An 18620-nucleotide genomic window follows, 5' to 3' on the forward strand; every position below is an offset into this window, starting at 1 on the left:
GGCATCGCATTGCCTGGAGCCCGCCCGTGTTGCGTGACCGCTATCCGTTCTACCTCGCCAACGCGCCGCAGCAACCCAACGCCGACCTCGTCGTCACCGACAAGTACAGCGGCAAGCCGGCGACCCGCGTCGCGCTGGCCGGCGCCGAACATATCGAAAAGGCGATCGCCGCTGCGCAGCGCGCGGCACCGGCGATGGCACGCTTCCCCGCGTTCAAGCGCCAGGCCGTACTGCGTCATTGCGCCCGGCAGTTCTCCGGCCGCCAGCAGGAACTGGCGCTGTCGCTGTGCATCGAGGCCGGCAAGCCGATCAAGGATTCGCGCGGCGAAGTCACGCGACTGATCGACACGTTCAACCTCGCCGCTGACGAATGCAGCCGCGACCTCGGCGGTGTCATGAGCATGGACGTCACCGAGCGCTCGCAGGGCTATCGCGGCATGCACAAGCGCGTCCCGATCGGTCCGCTGTCGCTGATCTCGCCGTTCAACTTTCCGCTGAACCTCGCCGCGCACAAGGTGGCGCCCGCGATCGCCGCCGGATGCCCGTTCGTGCTCAAGCCGGCCAGCCGCACACCGATCGGCGCGCTGATCATCGGAGAAGTGCTGGCGCAGACCGATCTGCCGAAAGGCGCGTTCTCGATCCTTCCCTGCTCGCGCGACGGCGCCGACCTTTTCACCACCGACGAACGCTTCAAGCTGCTGTCGTTCACCGGCTCGCCGAAAGTCGGCTGGGATCTGAAGGCCCGCGCGGGCCGCAAGAGAGTGGTGCTGGAACTCGGCGGCAACGCAGCCTGCATCGTCACTGCGGACGCCGACGTCGAGAAGGTGATTCCGCGCCTCGTGTTCGGCGCGTATTACCAGTCCGGGCAGAGTTGCATCTCGGTGCAGCGCATCCTCATCCATTCGTCGCGCTATGCGCAGTTCCGCGACAAGTTGACGGCCGCCGTCGAAGCGCTCGTGCATGGCGATCCCCAGGACGAGAAGACCACGATCGGTCCGATGATTTCGGAAGACGAGGCGCGCCGGCTCGAAGGCTGGATCGAAGAAGCGATCGCCAAGGGCGCAAGGAAACTGTGCGGCGGCCCGCGCGAAGGCTCGATGCTGCGGGCGTCGCTGCTCGAGAACGTCCCGTCCGGCTGCAAGCTGGATGCCGAGGAAGCCTTCGGGCCTGTGGCGACGCTCGCGCCCTACGAGGACTTCGACGACGCGCTGGACCGGGTCAACGACACGAAATACGGCCTGCAGGCCGGCGTGTTCACGCGCGACATCGACCAGGCGATGAAGGCGTGGGACCGGCTCGAGGTCGGCGGCGTGATCATTGGCGACGTCCCTTCCTGGCGCGTCGATCACATGCCGTACGGCGGCGTGAAGGAATCCGGGCTGGGACGTGAAGGCGTCCGCTATGCCATCGAGGACATGACGGAGCATCGCCTGCTCGTGATCCGTGATCCTGCGTAATGCGGCCTGGGCTCCGGGCGCGGCGTCAGCAAGCCACGTACGGGCATCAAATCTGCTGATGCCGGTGCCCGACAGCAGTCCCCTTCCAAACGGCGCGACGACCCTGTGGTCGAGTGTCGGGGAAACACGCATGAATCGAGGTCCTCGGCTCACCGGTATTCTTCTGGCGACGACGCTCGCGTGCTTCTGTCTGAGCGCACCCGTCGCGCAGGCCGACGAAGCCGCGCCCTCGTCGCAATCGCTACGTCAGCTCTACACCGATGCAGCGCCCGCGCTGCGCGCCAGCGCGTTCGGCCGCCCGATGCGCATCGAATCCACCGAGGCGCGCGGCAGCTTGCGCGGCGAGGTGCTGGTGGAGATCGATCAGCCGCTGGATCGCCTGGTCGCCACGTTGGAACGTCCAGCGTCGTGGTGCGAGGTGCTGCTGCTGACACCCAATGTCGTGGCCTGCGCACCCGTCGGCGACGGTGATGCGAAGCAGCTGGCGGTGCGCCTGTCGCGCCGCTTCGATCAGCCCGCGAAGGAGGCCTATGCCGCGACGTTCGACTTCAGGCTGACCGCGCGCCAGCCCGATTACGTGCATCTGCTGCTCACGGCGAAGAAGGGCCCGGTCGGCACGCGCGACTATCGTTTCGACGTCGAAGCACTCGCGCTCGATGCCAGGCGCAGCGTGCTGCGCATGGTCTATTCGTACTCCTACGGACTGACCGCCCGCCTCGCGACGCAGGCCTACCTGTCGACCAAGGGAAGCGAGAAGATCGGCTTCAGCACCGAGCCTGGCAAGGATGGAAAGCCCAGGCCCGTGGGCGGCCTGCGCGGCTCGGTGGAGCGCAACGCGATGCGCTACGCGCTGGCGATCGAGGCCCATTCGGCGCAGGCGCCGGACCGTGCGGCGAGCACACGGTTCGACAGCAGCCTGGATCTGTGGCTGACCGCCATCGGCCGCTACGCCGCGCAGATCGGCGAGGACGATGTTGCGGCGTACCGGAAGGAGAAGCAGGCGCAGTTCAAGGCGGCGCCGTCGTCCTGAGCCGGCGCCTCAGACCCCGGCAACCGACGCCGATTGCGCCACCACCTCCTCGATCAGGTGGTCGCGCAGCAAGACCTGTGGCGCGTGGTCCGACCTCACCGCGAACACGCCGTTGCCGTTCGAGAACAGGACCGTGCCGTCGGGCGCGATGTCGAATGAGGACACATGCGTGGCGATGACGTGCTCTTCGCCGCTCTGCCTGCGACAGACCAGCCGCCACGAGGCCGGGACCAGCGAAGGCACGCCGTTGACGAGCGCGCCCTTGCGCAGCGCCTCTTCCGCATCGATGCGCTTGCCCTTGAGCAGAATCTCCTTGAGATCGGCATTCATCGCCGGACCCGATGCCGTCGTCAGCGGCTTTCGCGTGTACATCAGCGAGAAGAAGTTGAGGTAGTGGAACACGGCTCGCAGCAGGCGAAACGGAAACAGCAGCATGTCGAGCAGCATGTTCGACGTTCCGTATCGGGGGACTTCATACGGCCGGCTGATGAAGTACAGCGAACCGTCGACGCCGACCCGCGGCTGCAGAAAATCCTGCTGCGGATCTTCGCGCACCGCCGTGAGCGTGTCCTTCGTCATGTCGCCGAGCTGGATCGACGAGGGGCCCAGGGCCATCACGTAGCCCTGCGCATTGCGCGCCAGGCCGGCCGACTGGAAGACGAACTGGTCGGGCTTGCCCGGAATCCAGGCCGGCGCCGTGTCGGTCGTGTCGCCTCCGGTGATTTCGCGGATCCCGCTGCCGTCGGGATCCATGACGCAGATGTTCGCGGTGCCGTTGGCGGCGCGCTGCGTACACAGCATCCTGGATCCGTCGCCGCTCACACGCAGATCCTCGAACGACAGGTTCTGCTTGTGCAGCAGGCGCCTTTCGGTGCCGTCGGACAGGTTCTGTTCGAACAGGCCGCCGAAACGGTCGTCCTTCAGAAAATAGAGGATGCGATCACCCGGCATGAACTGCGCCGACGTGGCCTGGATGCCCATCTGCGGCGAGGCCTCGTTCGGGTCGCGACGCGCAAACGAGGTTCCGAACGAGGTGCCCTGCTTCCAGCCATGCAGCTGCCTCGACCGCTCCATCCGGTCCATGACGCCTTGTACGTAAGGGCTCTGGATCTCGCGCAATGGCTGCCCCGGCGCCTGATGGAACAGCTTGCCGCGCGAGATGAAGGCCACCGGATGCGCGCCACTGCCATCCGCCAGGGAAGATGTCCCGAGGCTGGCCGCCGCATCGCGTCGCGGCCGCAGGTTCGCGAACAGCAGCGCGATCAGAACGATCACGGCTATCAGGATTACCAGGTGCATCGTCGCTTCCCCGTTGCGCCGCCATGCCGGGTGAATCGCCCTGCTTCACCCGTCCGCAGGAAGTCTAGCAGCGGCCCCCGGACCTCCTTCGTCTGCAGCTGCACCGCTCGCGGGTTGCGCCGATACCACGAGCACGACGCGCACGCCACAGCGGGCACCTCTTCTAGAATGTCGCCACGCGCCCGTAGCTCAGTTGGATAGAGCATCGGCCTTCTAAGCCGAGGGTCACAGGTTCGACTCCTGTCGGGCGCGCCAATTTTCGCGTGTCGATCGTCCCAGCGCGTAAAGGGATGGGGCCGGACCCGACGGCGATATACTGAGGTCGAGCGCGCGCCCACCGCTGGAGAACGCCCTGCGGAAGCGGCCCGCTCTCATATTCACTAGGAGACAAGAACGATGAACGCACCTGCAAATACGTCGCCGGCAACCCTCGATGCCGTGGTCATCGGCGCCGGCTTCGCCGGACTCTACGCACTTCACAGACTGCGCGAGATGGGCTTGAACGTGCATGGTTTCGAAGCCGGTACCGGCGTCGCCGGAACCTGGTACTGGAACCGCTACCCCGGTGCGCGCACCGATTCCGCCTCGGATGTGTACCAGTACTGGTTCTCCGACGAACTTCTCAAGGACTGGAACTGGAGCGAGCGCTTCCCGGCCCAGGAAGAAACGGAGCGCTATCTCAACTTCGTCGCCGATCGCTTGAACCTGCGGCCGATGATCAGCTTCAGCCAGCGCGTGACCGCCGCGAAGTGGGATGCGGCCTCGAACGTCTGGGTGGTCACGACCGACAAGGGTGAATCGGTCCGGTGCCGCTACCTGCTGTCGTGCCTGGGGCCGTTGACCGAGCCCAAGGTGCCGCCGTTCAAGGGACACGAGAACTTCAAGGGACAGTTCATCCACACCTCGCGCTGGCCCAAGGGTGGGATGGACCTGCGCGGCAAGCGCGTCGGCGTCATCGGCACCGGTGCGACCGGCGTCCAGGTGATTCAGACGATCGCCAGCCAGGTCGGCGAGCTGTTCGTCTTCCAGCGCACGCCCACGTACGCGATCGCGATGCGCAACCCGAAGCTGACCGACGCCGACCGCGCGGCCACGCGTGCGCGCCACAAGGAGACCGGTGAAGCGGTCAAGCACTCGCTCGCCGGCTTCGCCTTCAACATGCAGACCACGCCCTGGGCCGACACCACGAAGGAACAGCGGCGCAAGATCTTCGAGGACCTGTACGCCGACGGCTCGCTGATCATGTGGGGCGGCAACTTCGGCGAAGTGCTGGTAGACCCGGTCGCCAACGAAGAGCTCTCGGAGTTCATGCGCGAGAAGATGCGCAGCCGCCTGACCAAGCCCGGCGCCGCCGACAAGCTGATTCCGAAGTACGGCTTCGGCACGCGGCGTCCGCCGCTGGACATCGGCTACCTCGAGGCCTTCAACCGCGAGAATGTCCACATCGTCGACCTGCTGGAATCGCCGATCGAGCGCGTCACCGAGACCGGCATCAAGACCGGCAATGCCGAGTACCCGCTGGACGTCATCATCCTGGCCACCGGCTTCGATGCGGCCACCGGCGCGATCACGGCGATCGATATCCGCGGCCGCGACGGCGTGGCGATCAAGGACCTGTGGGATCGTGACATCACGACGGCAATGGGCCTGCAGAAGCACGGATTCCCGAACTTCTTCACCTCGGCCGCGCCGCTGGCGCCGGCCGCTGCGTTCTGCAACCTGCCGACCTGCCTGCAGCAGCAGGTGGAGTGGATCACCGACTGCATCGGCTACGTCGAGAAGAACGGCAAGGACAAGGTGGTCGAAGCCACCCAGGCCTTCGAGGACAACTGGGTCAAGCATCACGACGAGGTGACCAATGCGACGCTGATCGCGAAGGTCGACTCGTGGTGGACCGGCGCCAACATCGCAGGCAAACCGCGGCGCGTACTGTCGTACGTCCACGTCGGCAACTATCGCCAGGCCTGTGAAGACGTCGCCCGCAAAGGCTACGAGGGATTCGAGATCCGTTGAATCGAAGCGCCCGATCGCGTCCCGGAATACCGGAGACGCCGATCGGGGCTGCGGTACCCGGCGCCGAAGGGTCGGCGCCGGACCGCGATCCGACGAGGCGAACACGGGAGACCGGGCCCCCTCCAGTTCCACGTTCATCGCCGTGCTTGCGCTTCGCAGCAGCCCGAAAAGCCGCGACGGGCTGACCGGCAATTTCGCGGAAGATGCGATGCACCGGAGGACGGGTCGCGTCAGTATTCGGCCATCGCCGCGGGAATCCGCGCCACCAGGAAATCCACCATCGCCCGCACCGCCGGCAACATGCCGCGACGGCTCGCGAACAACAGGTGGATGTCGCGCTCCGACGTGCCCCAGTCCTTGGCCGCGCGCAGCAGCCGGCCGTCGTGCAAGGCCTGCCACACCTGGCGCAGGGGCAGGAACGCGATGCCCACGCCGCCCAGCGCGGCTTCGTACTGCACGACGAAATTGGAACAGAGCAAGCGCGGCCGATGCGTCAGCCGCAGGTCGCGACCATCGGCCGCGGTCAGCGCCCAGGTCTGTTCGGCTCCTTCCGCGAGCGTCCCGATCGTGTCGTGGCCATCGCGCGTGATCTGCCCGGGCTCGATCACCAACGCACGGTTCGCGAAATAGCCCGCACTCGCCACCATGACGCGCCGGCCCGACGTCACGCGACGGGCGACGAGTCCCGGCTCGGCATGGCTCGACCCCGTGGCACGCAATGCGATGTCGATGCGCTCCTCGATCAGGTTGACGATTCGATCGCTGGCGTCGAGTTCGACCCGCACCTTCGGATGCAGACGCATGAACTCCGCGACCAGACCCGCCAGTTGATGCTGTGAGAGCACCATCGGCGCGGTGATGCGCACGGTGCCCGAGGGTTCGCTGCGCAACTGCTCGATGGCGGTCGTGGCCGCATCCGCCTCGACCACCATCGCAGCGCAGTGCTCGTAGAACACGCGCCCCGCATCCGTCAGCGCCAGCCGCCGTGTGCTGCGCTGGAGCAGGCGCACGCCCAGGCGATCCTCGAGCAGCGCGATACGCCGGCTGAGCTTGGACTTGGTGATGTGGGCATGCCGTTCGGCCGCACTGAAGCCGCCGTGGTCGACGACCAGGGCGAAGAACCGAAGGTCGTTGAGGTCCGGGCTCATTGTCCTGTTTTTGAGACGATTTATCGATGTTTCGCCATCTTATCGAGGATTGTCACGAAATCTAAGCTTTCTCTCGCCAAACACCGGGCTCGCCGAGCCCTCGAACCCAGGAGCACCTGCGATGGAAACCACCCGCCTCGACTTCTACAAGAGCAGCCCCGCCGCCATGAAGGCCATGCATGGCCTCGAACAGCACATCGCCAAGTCCAGCGTCGAAAAGCCGCTGGCCGAACTGGTCAGGCTGCGCGCCTCGCAGATCAACGGCTGCGCGTTCTGCGTCGACATGCACTACGCCGATGCGCGCAAGGGCGGCGAAACCGAGCGGCGGCTGGCGGCGGTGACGGTGTGGCGCGAAACGCCGTTCTTCTCGGATCGCGAGCGTGCGGCGCTGGAATGGACCGAGTCGCTGACCTTGGTGGCGCAGACGCGCGTGCCCGACGACGTCTGGAATCGCGTGAAGCCGCACTTCACGCCGGAAGAGATCACGGACCTGAGCTTGCTGATCGGCGCGATCAATACGTGGAACCGGTTCTCGGTGGGCTTTCGCAAGATGCCGGTGTGAACCCATAGCCCGGGTACAACCCGGAGCTCTCCTCCATCAACGAGGAAAAGCCCCGGGTTGCACCCGGGCTACGGCCCTCAGTGCGTGTGCTGGTCGAACGTCGTCAGCTCGGTGTCGGTCGTGTCGACGACGAAGATCGCCAGCAGCGACGCCGGCTCGGTCTTGCTGGCGTTCTCGCTGACGGTGTGGCGCGCACCCGGCGCTTCCGACCAGCTCTCGCCGGCCTTGAAGACCTTGGCGGGCCCGTCGTCGACCTGGCTGCGTATGGCGCCGGACAGCACGTAGGCAGTGACGAACGCCGACTTCGCGTGGTGATGCGCCGGCGAGGTTCCACCGGGCGGATAGGTCACGACGGCCGCGATGATGCTCTTGCCCGGAATGTTCGGGATGGCGTTGGCGAAGGCCGGTGCGATCGTCTCGCGCTTGCCGTCAGCCATCGCCGGCGACGCCGCGAGCAGGGTCGAAGCCAGCAGCAGGCCAGTGGCCACGCGCGTTGCGGCAACCATCGTCTTCTTCATTTTTTCTCTCTCCAGGGATGGGAACTTCGGGACACGTTGTTCAGGCGACGACGAGCCGCGCCGGATCGGCGGCGGCCAGTGCTTCGGCACGGATCGCCGGCGGCGGATAGATCCAGACCGAGTTGATCTGCTGCTTGAGCTGCTTGGCCTCCACGCCTTGCAGCACGACCTTGCGATCCCAGCCCTCGGTCAGCACCGCGCCCCAGGGACCGAGGTCCAGGCAGGTCACGTATTTTTCCTGGCGATACGGACGCGTCGGCTGTCCGAGCAGGTCGCAGGCCGCGTTGTGACCGGCGGATCGTCCGAGACTCATCGCGTGCTGGCAGGACATCGAGGCGTGATGGCCCAGATCGTCCGTCTTCGCCAGTGCAACGTCGCCGGCGGCGAAGACATGCTCCACGCCATCGACGCGAAGATCCGTCGCGGTATGCAGGCGTCCCAGCGCATCGCGACGTCCCGGCACCTGCTGCGTCAACGCACTCGCCACCGGACCGGCCGTCCACACGACGGTGCTCGCCGCGATGCGCTCTCCGTTGGACAGGTTCACGCCGCCCTCGTCCACCTGGGTCACCGAAGCCCCCAGACGAACGACGACCCCGTCGTGCTCGAGCGCTTGCAGGATCACCGGACGCGGACCAGCGCCCAGCTCGGGACCGATCTGTTCGGCGCGCTCGACGAGCACGACGCGAACGTCGGCCTGCGCACCCAGCACGGCGCGAACACGCGACGGCATGTCGGCTGCCGTCTCGATGCCGGTGAATCCGCCGCCGACCACGACCACCGTGTTGCGTGACGCGTCGGCCGGACGCCCGGCGAGCAGGCGCAGGTGCGTTTCGAGTATCACGGCTTCGTCGCGCTGATCCACGTTGAACGCGTGCGCCTTCAGACCGGGAAGATTCGGATTCGCCAGAGAGCTGCCCGAGGCCAGCACGAGGCGGTCGTAGCCCAGCGAGGACGAGCGACCGTCCGCCCCGATGATGTCGACTTCGCGAAGTCCGGTGCGGATGCGCTCGACTTTTCCCGCGATGAAACGCACGCCCGCAACTTCCAGCAGTTCGCCGATCGGCGCGGCCATCGAACCCGGATCGGCCTCGTAATAGCGCGGGCGGATGCCGAGCGTCGCTTCGGGCGCAACGACGGCGATCTCGATGGAACCGTCCGTCTTGCCCGCCAGATCGAGCGCGCGCGCCGCGGCCAGTGCCGCCCACATGCCGCCGAAGCCGGCACCGATGATCAGGATGCGTTGAGTCATGCGCGATCTCCTCGAGAGGCGACGTCGAACGTCGCGGATGTCATGTATCGGTTCTGCGCTTCCTGGGTATCGCACGAGGTGCAATTCGCTTTGCTGCGGGAGCACCCAGCGACGCCAGCCGCACCTCCGTGCGTGCGCCTGCGCGCCCGGATAACCATCCGCGCACCTCGTGCGCGAAGTCGGCCGGCGACTTGCGGCCGACCGTGCGCGCGATGTCCTGCAGGCTGGTGCGGGCCAGTTCGGCGCGCATGCTCTGCTCGGCGCGGATCATCACGGCGTGGATCGCGCAGACGCCGTTCGTGGACCAGGACGGCGGCTTGTCGCCGAACACGGCGCAGCGCCCACGAATCTCCTGGCATTCGAACAGCGGCTTGCCGCCCTCGATCGCATCGACGACGTCGAGCACCGAGATCTCGCCGGCCGGCCGCGCCAGCTGGTAGCCGCCGCGCACGCCGCCCACCGCCACGACGATGCGGGCCTTCTCGAGCTTCGGAAAGATCTTGGCGACGAACGTCGGCGAGATGCCCTGCAGCTCCGCGAGGTCGCGGCTGCTCGCGGGTTCCTCGCGCGGCTCCACCAGCCACAGCAGGCAGTGGAGTCCGTATTCGACCTTGCTCGAGAGGTGCGCCATAACGCGGACCGTATTTGTCCGCGTTAAGAAAGTCAATGCACGAGACGATGCTCAGTGCAGCGACGCGTGCTGGATCAGCGCGTCCCGGCGCGCCTGCTCGAAGAACGACAGCACGCGCTGTTCGTAGGCAGAACCTGCGTATTTCGCGAAGTCGACGTGCCCCGCGCCGCGTACGACCCACAGTGCCTTGGGCTCGGGTGCCGCCGCGAACAGCGCCTCGGATTCGACCACCGTCGTGCGCCGATCCTTGCTGCCTGCGATCAGCAGCAGCGGCGCCTCGACCTGGCGGATGCCGTGCACCGGCGCCAGGCTTCCCGGCACGATGCCCAGACGCGGCGGGAGCTGCGCAAGCAGCAGGGGCGCCAGCCATCGCCCCTTCGGACCGAAGCGAAGATCCAGGCGGTTGCCGAGCGCGCGCTGGATGTCCGGATAGACCGCCTCGAGCACCAAGGCATCGACCGGCAGCGGCTCGCGGCCCAGCACCGCGGCGGCGCCGCCCATCGACGTGCCGATGGCGCCGATGAAATCGTGCGGCCGGCGACGGCGCGCGTAATCCACCGCCGCCGCCGCGTCACGCGCTTCCAGGTATCCCATCGTGATGTGCCGGCCCGGGCTCTGACCGTGTGCCTGGAAATCGAACAGCAACACGGCGTAACCCTGCCGGTGAAGGAACCTTGCGCGATTCACCATGCTCAGGCGATTGGAGCGCGCACCGTGCATCAGCACGACCGTTCCGGCCTTGCCGCTGCCGGGAACGTACCAGCCGTGAAGTGTACTGCCCGACGCGCTCTCGAAGCTCACCTGCTCGTGCGCCATGCCTAGCGCACGCTCCGGAATGGAAGCCGGCTGCGGCCGGACGAGCGTGGAGCCGATGCGCCACAGCACGACGCTCACGCCGATCGCGGCAAGCAGCAGCGCCCAGCGCAGCACGCGTTTCAGGATCCCGAAGAACACTCAGATGCTCCGTCCCGACGAAGGCGTGTGCCGATCGCACTGGAGGCGCTCGAAGTCCGCGGTGTTCCCATGGAACACGTCGAGGTCGACGAAGCCGGTCACGCCCTTCATCCGCCCGCGATTCGCGAACTGCCAGAACAGCCAGTCCTCGCCTCTTCCTTCCGACATCCGGTAGATGTTGCGCAACCAGATCGCCGGGCCGTCGAGACGACCGGCGACGTAGGCGCCGTGGAATTCGGGTGTCACGTAGAAAATCGGGCGGCATCGGAGTGCCGATTCCACGACGACGCTGAATGCGAGCAGCTCGGCGCGGAACACGTCCTGCGTCGGCCGCTTGCTGCAGTTGCCGCCAAACTCGAGGTTCACGGCCGGCGGCAGCATCGGACCGCGCACCTGCGCCATCGCGCCGACGAAGTTTTCGGCTTGCTTGACGCCCGACCGGCACAACGTGAAGAAGTGATACGCGCCCGGCACCACGCCGGCCCGCGATGCCCCGGACCAGTTGGCGATGAAACGCGGATCGCGCAGCGTCGCGCCCTCGCTCGCCTTGATGTAGGCGAAGCGCAAGCGTGGACGTTGCGCCATCCGCGCCCAGTCGATCTCGCCCTGGTGATGCGACACGTCGATGCCTTGCACCGGGAACTGCGAAAGCGCCGGGTGATTGAAGCGGGTCAGGCCGAGATAGAGCGTGCCGACGCCGATACCCGCGATCAGGGCCAGCGACATCCCGATCGCCACCGCTGCCCGCCGCGCGAGCCGTTCCTGTTCCATGTCCCGTCGTCGTGATGGTGATGACGGGAGTCAGTGTGCGAAGCGGATGGTTTCGAAGGGTGGAAGGCCCGCGCAACTTGTGTGCAAATTCTGCGACGCCTGCACGAGCGCCCCCCGGTGACGAAGCGTATCGGCGAAGGGACCGCGCCGAGCCTCCACGCCTATCATGGTCGCAAGCTCTGCCCGAGAAATCCTGGAATGCCCATCACGTCGCTGCGTGAACGCAAATGCCTGATCACTGGCGCCGCCAGCGGCATCGGCCGCGCGGTCGCGATGGCAGCGGCCCGCCAAGGCGCCGCGCTGTTCCTCACCGACGTCAACGGGCCCTTGCTCGACGAGGTCGCGCAACAGATCCGCAGCACCGGTGGCGATGTCCGCATGGTCCGTGCGTTCGACATCAGCGACGCCACGTCCGTCGAGGATTTCGCCCGCGCGGTGCACGAGGCGCACGGCAGCCTCGACGTGGTCATGAACGTCGCGGGCATCGCGATCTGGGGTTCGATCGCCGCGCTCGGCGAAGAACACTGGCGCCGCTGCATCGACGTCAACCTGATGGGGCCTATCCACGTCCTGCGCTGTTTCGTGCCGCCGATGATCGAAGCAAAGCGCGGTGGACATGTCGTCAACGTGTCGTCGGCCGCGGGCTTGTTCGCCCTGCCCTGGCACGCCGCCTACAGCGCCAGCAAGTTCGGCCTTCGTGGCGTCAGCGACGTCCTGCGCTTCGATCTCAAGCGATTCCGCATCGGCGTGACCCTGGTATGTCCCGGCGCGGTGGACACCGGATTGGTCAGAACCGTGCAGATCGTCGGCATCGACACCGCCGCGCCCGACGTCGTGAAGATGCGGACGCGATTCCAGAAGCACGCCATCACGCCGGAAAGGGTGGCCGTGCAGATCCTCGACGGCATCCGCAAGAACCGCTACCTCGTGCTGACCTCGCCGGACGTGCGGATCGGCTACTGGTTCCTGCGCAAGTTCGCGTGGCCGTACGAACTCGTCATGCGGTTCATGAACGACCAGCTCTACGCCATCGCGAAGCGTCAGCGGCGGTCCGCGCCGTGACGCCGGTCGAGCAGCAGATCGCGCCACCGGGTGGATGGCTCGACACCGGCCCGCCGCGCGTGGCGCCGCTCACGCTGTCGCATATCAGCTTTCCGCTGCGCGTGCTGCTGCGAGTGGGGGCGAAGTGGGGCAGCAAACGCACCGGCTCCACCGTCGTGCCCGACGTCTTCCTGTTGCTGCTGCGGCATCCGCATCTGTTCTGGGCATGGCTGCGGTTCGCTTCCAGGCTGATGCCGTTCGGCACGCTGGATCGTCGCGACGCCGAGCTGGTGATCCTGCGGGTGGCGTGGAACTGCCGCTGCCGTTACGAATGGGGTCAGCATGTGGCGATCGGCCTGCGCGCCGGCGTCTCGGTCGACGACATCGGACGGCTGCCGCAGGGCCCGGACGCGTCCGGCTGGTCCGCACGGCAGCGCGCGCTATTGGCGGCCACCGACGATTTGCACCGGCAACGCCAGATCGCCGACGCGACCTGGGCCCTGCTGTGCGAACACTTCGCGACCCGGCAACGCCTCGAGATCACGATGCTGGTGGGTCATTACGAGATGCTGGCCGGCGTGCTCAACAGTGCGTGCCTGCCGCTGGAGGAGGGCGCCGAAGAGCAGCTCGCGCGGGCGCCGATCCACGGACCGGCGAGCCTCGTCCGCCCGTCACCGTAGCCCGGGTGAAAGCCGGGTTCCCCTCGCAAACGGAGCGCAACCCCGGGTTTCACCCGGGCTACGGGATGCCGCTTTACCCGTCCCGCGTGTCTGCGTCATCGTTGACACGTCACTTGCGCCGCCTTGCCGCGGCCCCTTCTCGCGCGGGTCCACATGAGCTTCAATTTCTGGATGTACAGGGCGGCACCTGGTCTGGGTCCTTTCACGCAGTGGCCAGGAATGCTGGCCGAGGACCTCGGGCCTCGAGCCGAGATCCGCCGGGTTCTCGAAACCCTGCTGCATTCGCTGAAGTGGATCTCCGGCGAGGGCACGCAAATCTCGGGTGAAGCGATCGATCCGCGATACGACAGCGCCTACCGGCTTTCCCTGCACGAGAACGAAAGCGGCGCCGTCTGCTTCATCACGACGACGAACCATGCGTCGCCGCAGACCCTGAGCGTGATCATGGATCGCTTTTCGCTCAACTACTGCTGCACGGATTTCGGGGATTTTCGCCAGCCGCACCGCTGCGACGACAACTGGAACGTGGTGAACCCATGAGCGGCCCTTTCCCCGCGCGCCTGCATGTCCTGCTGGCCCGCGACGCGGCAACGGGCGTCGTCATTCGCCGGGGCCCGACGCGCAAGGTGTGCGTCATCGGCTGGAACCGCAGCAACGATTCGTTCGAAGTCGGACAGTGGCTGTATGGCCGCATCTACGAGCGGCGATGCGATCTGTCGCCGGACGGAAAGCACTTCCTTTATTTCGCGATGAACGGCCGCTGGGATTCGGAGGTCCTGGGTTCCTGGACCGCGGTGTCCAGGGCGCCCTACCTGAAGGCGACCGGGCTATGGCCCAAGGGCGATTGCTGGAACGGCGGCGGCCTGTTCATCGACAATCGCGAGTTCTGGCTCAACGACGGCTACGGCCACAAGCAGTTCCTCGACGGCTCGGGCCTCAAGCAGCGCAGGGATTATCCCTGGAAGGACAGCTACGGCGGCGAGTGTCCCGGCGTCTACTACCTGCGCCTCCAGCGTGACGGATGGGAACTGACCGGGCGCGAGTCCAACGGCAAGCGCAGCAGGATCACCACGTTCCGCAAGCGGATCAACGATCGCTGGACCCTGCTCAAGCGGGCTCACGAAACCATCGATCATCCGGTCGGCCGGGGCTGCTATTTCGACGAGCACGCGCTGAAGTCGAAGGACCAGGACACGCCGCTCCCGTTGCACGAATGGGAATGGGCCGACGTCGACGCCGGGCGGCTCGTGTGGGCCGCCGAGGGCAAGCTGTTCTCCGGTCGCCTCGACGCGAAGGGCCTGACCTCGAGCAAGATGCTGCACGACTTCAACGATCTCGCGTACGAGCGCTTGACCGCCCCTTACTAGCCCTGCGCGCGTAGCGCTTCTCAGCTCACCAGCACGTCGTCGTCCGAATTCTTCGGCACACCCGGGACGAGGCTTTCGCGCACGAAGTGGATGTGCCGCCGCAGGATGTAGATCTGGTCGGCGAAAGCGCCCGGCACCTTGACGCTGATGATGGCGCGTTCGATTTCGGCGAGCTGTTCGAGCAGGGCCTTGCGCTGCTCGGGCGTCATCGGCTCCATCGCCACGCGCTCGAGCGCCATCAGTTCTCCATAGCGCTTGTAGATGCGATTGCGGATGCGCCATCCGTACAGGGCCGGTGCGAAGCGCAGGCCCGGAATCAGCACGACGAGAATCGGCAGCATCACCACGCCCGCCCGATTGACCAGGCTCGCCAGCCAGAACGGCAGGAAGCGGTACGCGAAGCCCTTGCCGGACTTGAAGTAGCGCACGGCGTCGTCGCTCATCGGGTAATCGTGTTCGATGGGGTGCGGAAACTCTCCGGGGTTCTGCATCAGCGACGCGCGGCTGTGCACCTCGTGCGCCGCCTCGATCAGCAGATCCGACAACGCCGGGTGCAGGTGGGAGTGCGCGAGCAGTTCGACGGTGGGCGCCATCATCGTGATGCGGTGATCCGGCAGGTTCTCGCCCAGGTCGAACGCACCGGGCGGCAACTCGAGCCGGTTCAGATAACGGAAGCGACGCTCGTAGGCCTCGCCCTGCACGAAGTCGAACAGCCGCACGCCGTCCTCGTGCAACAGGTCGCGCACGGTCTTGATGCTGGCCGAATCGCCGGAGAGGAAGATCGCATCGACCTGCTTGGACAGCAGCGCCTGCTTGGCGCCCTCGCCTTCTAGGTCCAGCAGCTGGCTCGCGCCGCCGGGCTCGATGCCGTTGCCCTTGAGCAGCGCCAGCGCGAGGAAGCGCGTGCCGCTGCCTTCACGACCGATCGAAATGCGCATGCCCTCCATCTCGGAGAGTCGCGTGAACGGCTTGTCCGATCGATAGAAGATCGAGACCGGCTGGCGGAACATCGTGCCCAGCGACACCAGGTCCTCGGGCTTCTTCGCACGCGTGACGCCGGACTGCACCAGCGCGATATCGACCTTGTTCTCCGCCAACTGGTCCAGGTTGTCGGCCGATCCGCGCGACGGAAGGATCACCAGATCCACCTCGTTGCGCGCCAGGATGTCGCGGTACTGCTGTGCGATCGTGCGGAAGTTGCTGCCCTCGGGACCGCCGGCCATCGTCAGCGTGCGCGGCGGGGCAGGCCTGACGAAGTGCAGCGTCGCGACGATGGCGAGGCCGCTGATCAGGATGATCGGACCCAGCGTGGCCACCGCGTCGCGCCAGGACACCAGCGACACCGGTCGCAACGCCAGCAAGCGGCGACGCGCGGCATCGAGACGGGTCTTCTTGGTGCCGGGTTCAGGCTCGGTCATCGGGGAGGCTTCTGCGTGTACGGGATTCAGCGCAGAGCTTGCATCAGATCGGCCCTCGTGGCCCGGGTGAAACGCGGGGCTTTCCTCGATTTGCAAAAGAAGCCCCGGGTTTCACCCGGGCTACCCCGCCAGCCGCATCGCCGCGCGCACCACCATGACGATGCCGACGACGAGCATCCCGTAGAAGAACCATCGCCGGAATGCCGCCGCATCCAGACGGTCGCGCACGCGCTGGCCGATCAGCATGCCCAGCAGCGCCGGCAGCACCGCGAGCAGCGAAGTCGTGGCGACACCCGTGGAATAGCGGCCCGTCATCGCCAGCGCGATGCCGAGCGCGATCGTCGAGACCGTGAACGACAGGCCCAGCGCCTGGATCAGTTCTTCCTTGTCCAGGTTCAGTGCGCCCAGGTACGGCACGACCGGAAAGACCAGCACGCCGGTGGCGCCCGCGAACAGGCCGGTCACCAGGCCCACCAGCGGCGACAGCACCGGCTGCAGTCGCGCGGGGACCGACAGGCGCGGCGCGACGAGACCGAAGACGGCGTAGATCGCCAGCACCACGCCCAGCGCGAACGAAGGCCAATGCGACTCGGAGGCGGTCAGCAGGCTGATGCCCAGCGCGGTGCCGACGCAGATCGCGACCACCATCAGGCCGAGCCGGCGCAGCAAGGGCCAGAATGCGGGCCCGGCGAACAGCTGCCACAGGTTGGTGACCATGCTCGGCACCACCAGCAGCGCCGCGGCTTCGGCCGGCGCCAGCATCAGCGAGAGCAGCGCCATCGCCGTCGTCGGCAGGCCCATGCCGACCACGCCCTTGACCCACCCGGCCAGGACGAAACTCAGCGCGATCATCAGGCCGATCAGGATGCTGTCCGGCAACAGAAGATTCCTTTTGCATGCTGCGGGGCGGATCGACCCGAGGCACCGATCCGGTGCGGGATTTTCTCACCGAATGTCATCGCATCGCGCATGGCCTCACAATCCGCGCCCCCGCGCCTGATTTCCCGGCGCGGTCGCTGTCCCGAACAAGGATGAATCCGTGGAACCCAGGCCGTTCACCCAGTTGCCGCTGAATCCCCTGCTGCTCCAGGCCCTGGCGTCGCTCGAGTACGTGCAGATGACGCCGATCCAGGCGCAGAGCCTGCCGCCGATGCTCGAAGGCCGCGACGTGATCGGCCAGGCGCGCACCGGCAGCGGCAAGACCGCGGCCTATGGGCTGGCGCTGCTCTCGCGCATCGACCCGTCGCTGGTGAAGGTGCAGGCACTCGTGCTGTGCCCGACGCGCGAACTCGCCGACCAGATCTCCAAGGAGATCCGGCGTCTCGCGCGCTGCCTGCCCAACGTCAAGGTCACCGTGCTCAGCGGCGGCATCTCCAAGCGTCCGCAGCTCGCCTCGCTCGAACACGATCCGCACATCGTCGTGGGCATGGCCGGGCGCGTGCGCGAGCATCTGGAGGAGAACACGCTCGACCTGGGCAGCCTGCGTGTGCTGGTGCTCGACGAGGCCGACCGCATGCTCGACGGCGATTTCGAGGAGGCCAGCAACGCGATCGTGAGACTGGCACCGGCCTCGCGACAGACGCTGTTCTTCTCGGCCACGTTCCCCGACGCGGTGCGCGACGTCAGCCGCCGCCTGCAGAAGCAGCCGCTCGAGGTGAGCGTCGATACGGCCGCGGCCGCTCCGGAAGTGGAGCAGACGTTCTTCGAAGTGGACCCCACGCGCCGCCTGGATGCGCTCGCGCACCTGCTCAGCGTGCGCCGCCCCGAGTCCGCGCTGGTCTTCTGCCACACCAAGAAGGACGCGCAGGACGTCGAGCAGCAGCTCGCCGCGCGCGGCTTCTCGGTGCTCGGGCTGCACGGCGACATCGAGCAGCGCGAGCGCGACGAAGTGCTCGTGCGCTTCGCCAACGGCAGCGTGCGCGTGCTGGTGGCCACCGACATCGCGGCACGCGGCCTGGACATCAAGGATCTCGCGGCCGTGATCAGCTACGAGCTGCCGCTGGATCCCGATTCGCATGTGCATCGCGTCGGCCGTACCGGTCGCGCGGGCAAGAGCGGGCTGGCGCTGCACCTGTTCGCGCACCGTGAGGTCAGCCGCCTGCTCGCCGTCGAGACCAAGCTCGGCATCAAGATCGCGACGCAGAAACTGCCGAATACGTTCTCGGCCGATCGTCCGATGACGGCCACCGTCGTGACCCTGTGCGTCGACGGCGGGCGCAGCGACAAGCTGCGGCCGGGCGATCTGCTGGGCGCGCTGACCGGCGACGCCGGGCTGCCGAAGGAAGCGGTCGGCAAGATCAGCACCTTCGATACGCGCACCTACGTCGCCATCGATCGCAAGCACGCGAAGACCGCGCTCGAGCGGCTGCGCGCCGGGAAGATCAAGGGGAAGAACTTCCGCGTCCGGCCGATCGCCTGGACGTAGGGTGGGTTGGCCGCGGCTTCATCGCGGCGTAGCCCGGCGAAGGATTGGAAAAAA

Annotated in this window: 18 protein-coding genes and 1 tRNA gene; 10 read left to right on the forward strand and 9 right to left on the reverse strand. The window is 66.8% G+C overall.

The window, feature by feature from the left end:
* Positions 1–26 precede the first annotated feature (26 nt).
* Positions 27–1457, forward strand: a complete 1431-nt coding sequence (locus tag DFR24_RS07485) for an aldehyde dehydrogenase family protein (protein WP_133880662.1) — start codon at positions 27–29, stop codon at positions 1455–1457.
* Positions 1458–1587: 130 nt separating this feature from the next.
* A complete protein-coding gene (locus tag DFR24_RS07490) occupies positions 1588–2487 on the forward strand; it encodes a hypothetical protein (RefSeq protein WP_133880663.1) in 900 nt (299 codons plus the stop codon).
* Between the two features lie 9 nt (positions 2488–2496).
* On the opposite strand, the gene DFR24_RS07495 is transcribed toward DFR24_RS07490, so the two are convergent.
* On the reverse strand, positions 2497–3786 hold the full coding sequence (locus tag DFR24_RS07495) for a TolB-like translocation protein (RefSeq protein ID WP_133880664.1): 1290 nt from the start codon (positions 3784–3786) through the stop codon (positions 2497–2499).
* A 178-nt stretch (positions 3787–3964) separates the two neighbouring features.
* Here DFR24_RS07495 and DFR24_RS07500 point away from each other — a divergent pair.
* A tRNA-Arg gene (locus DFR24_RS07500) sits at positions 3965–4041 on the forward strand.
* Between the two features lie 141 nt (positions 4042–4182).
* Positions 4183–5799 (forward strand): flavin-containing monooxygenase, encoded by a 1617-nt coding sequence (locus tag DFR24_RS07505; protein ID WP_133880665.1) that lies wholly within the window; start codon positions 4183–4185, stop codon positions 5797–5799.
* Positions 5800–6029: 230 nt separating this feature from the next.
* Here DFR24_RS07505 and DFR24_RS07510 read toward each other — a convergent pair whose 3' ends face one another.
* On the reverse strand, positions 6030–6947 hold the full coding sequence (locus DFR24_RS07510) for a LysR substrate-binding domain-containing protein (RefSeq protein ID WP_133880666.1): 918 nt from the start codon (positions 6945–6947) through the stop codon (positions 6030–6032).
* Between the two features lie 121 nt (positions 6948–7068).
* Here DFR24_RS07510 and DFR24_RS07515 point away from each other — a divergent pair, with 121 nt between their 5' ends.
* Positions 7069–7509, forward strand: coding sequence for a carboxymuconolactone decarboxylase family protein (locus DFR24_RS07515; protein ID WP_133880667.1), 441 nt, complete (start codon positions 7069–7071; stop codon positions 7507–7509).
* A 77-nt stretch (positions 7510–7586) separates the two neighbouring features.
* Here DFR24_RS07515 and DFR24_RS07520 read toward each other — a convergent pair whose 3' ends face one another.
* The 5 genes from DFR24_RS07520 to DFR24_RS07540 are packed head-to-tail and all read right to left on the reverse strand — an operon-like array spanning position 7587 to position 11635.
* Positions 7587–8027 carry a cupin domain-containing protein gene (locus DFR24_RS07520; protein WP_210772619.1) on the reverse strand — a complete coding sequence of 147 codons (441 nt, stop codon included), beginning with the start codon at positions 8025–8027 and terminating at the stop codon, positions 7587–7589.
* A 40-nt stretch (positions 8028–8067) separates the two neighbouring features.
* Positions 8068–9279, reverse strand: coding sequence for an NAD(P)/FAD-dependent oxidoreductase (locus DFR24_RS07525; protein WP_133880668.1), 1212 nt, complete (start codon positions 9277–9279; stop codon positions 8068–8070).
* Positions 9280–9319: 40 nt separating this feature from the next.
* Positions 9320–9910, reverse strand: coding sequence for an RrF2 family transcriptional regulator (locus DFR24_RS07530; RefSeq protein ID WP_133880669.1), 591 nt, complete (start codon positions 9908–9910; stop codon positions 9320–9322).
* A 51-nt stretch (positions 9911–9961) separates the two neighbouring features.
* Positions 9962–10864: an alpha/beta hydrolase gene (locus tag DFR24_RS07535; RefSeq protein WP_133880670.1), complete on the reverse strand. Its 903-nt coding sequence runs from the start codon at positions 10862–10864 to the stop codon at positions 9962–9964.
* Positions 10865–11635, reverse strand: a complete 771-nt coding sequence (locus DFR24_RS07540; protein WP_133880671.1) for a GH25 family lysozyme — start codon at positions 11633–11635, stop codon at positions 10865–10867.
* 198 nt (positions 11636–11833) lie between these two features.
* On the opposite strand from DFR24_RS07540, the gene DFR24_RS07545 reads away from it, so the two are divergent.
* The 4 genes from DFR24_RS07545 to DFR24_RS07560 all read left to right on the forward strand — a co-directional run bounded on the left by DFR24_RS07545 (position 11834) and on the right by DFR24_RS07560 (position 14723).
* Complete coding sequence (locus tag DFR24_RS07545; RefSeq protein ID WP_133880672.1) at positions 11834–12697, forward strand: SDR family oxidoreductase; 864 nt, start codon at positions 11834–11836, stop codon at positions 12695–12697.
* On the forward strand, positions 12694–13356 hold the full coding sequence (locus DFR24_RS07550) for a carboxymuconolactone decarboxylase family protein (protein ID WP_133880673.1): 663 nt from the start codon (positions 12694–12696) through the stop codon (positions 13354–13356). Before DFR24_RS07545 ends, DFR24_RS07550 begins: the two co-directional genes overlap by 4 nt.
* 153 nt (positions 13357–13509) lie before the next feature.
* Positions 13510–13896, forward strand: a complete 387-nt coding sequence (locus DFR24_RS07555; protein ID WP_133880674.1) for a hypothetical protein — start codon at positions 13510–13512, stop codon at positions 13894–13896.
* Entirely contained in the window at positions 13893–14723 is an 831-nt protein-coding gene (locus tag DFR24_RS07560; protein WP_133880675.1) for a hypothetical protein, read from the forward strand. Before DFR24_RS07555 ends, DFR24_RS07560 begins: the two co-directional genes overlap by 4 nt.
* Positions 14724–14743: 20 nt before the next feature.
* Here DFR24_RS07560 and DFR24_RS07565 read toward each other — a convergent pair whose 3' ends face one another.
* The gene (locus DFR24_RS07565; RefSeq protein WP_133880676.1) at positions 14744–16141 is read right to left on the reverse strand and encodes a TAXI family TRAP transporter solute-binding subunit; all 1398 of its coding nucleotides are present in this window, start codon (positions 16139–16141) and stop codon (positions 14744–14746) included.
* Positions 16142–16261: 120 nt separating this feature from the next.
* Entirely contained in the window at positions 16262–17020 is a 759-nt protein-coding gene (locus tag DFR24_RS07570; protein WP_210772618.1) for a sulfite exporter TauE/SafE family protein, read from the reverse strand.
* A gap of 160 nt (positions 17021–17180) precedes the next feature.
* Between DFR24_RS07570 and dbpA the strand changes: the two genes are divergently transcribed.
* Complete coding sequence (gene dbpA, locus DFR24_RS07575; RefSeq protein WP_246051549.1) at positions 17181–18566, forward strand: ATP-dependent RNA helicase DbpA; 1386 nt, start codon at positions 17181–17183, stop codon at positions 18564–18566.
* The last annotated feature ends 54 nt before the right edge of the window (positions 18567–18620 follow it).

Source organism: Panacagrimonas perspica (genome assembly GCF_004364935.1).
Taxonomy (GTDB): Bacteria; Pseudomonadota; Gammaproteobacteria; order Nevskiales; family Nevskiaceae; genus Panacagrimonas; species Panacagrimonas perspica.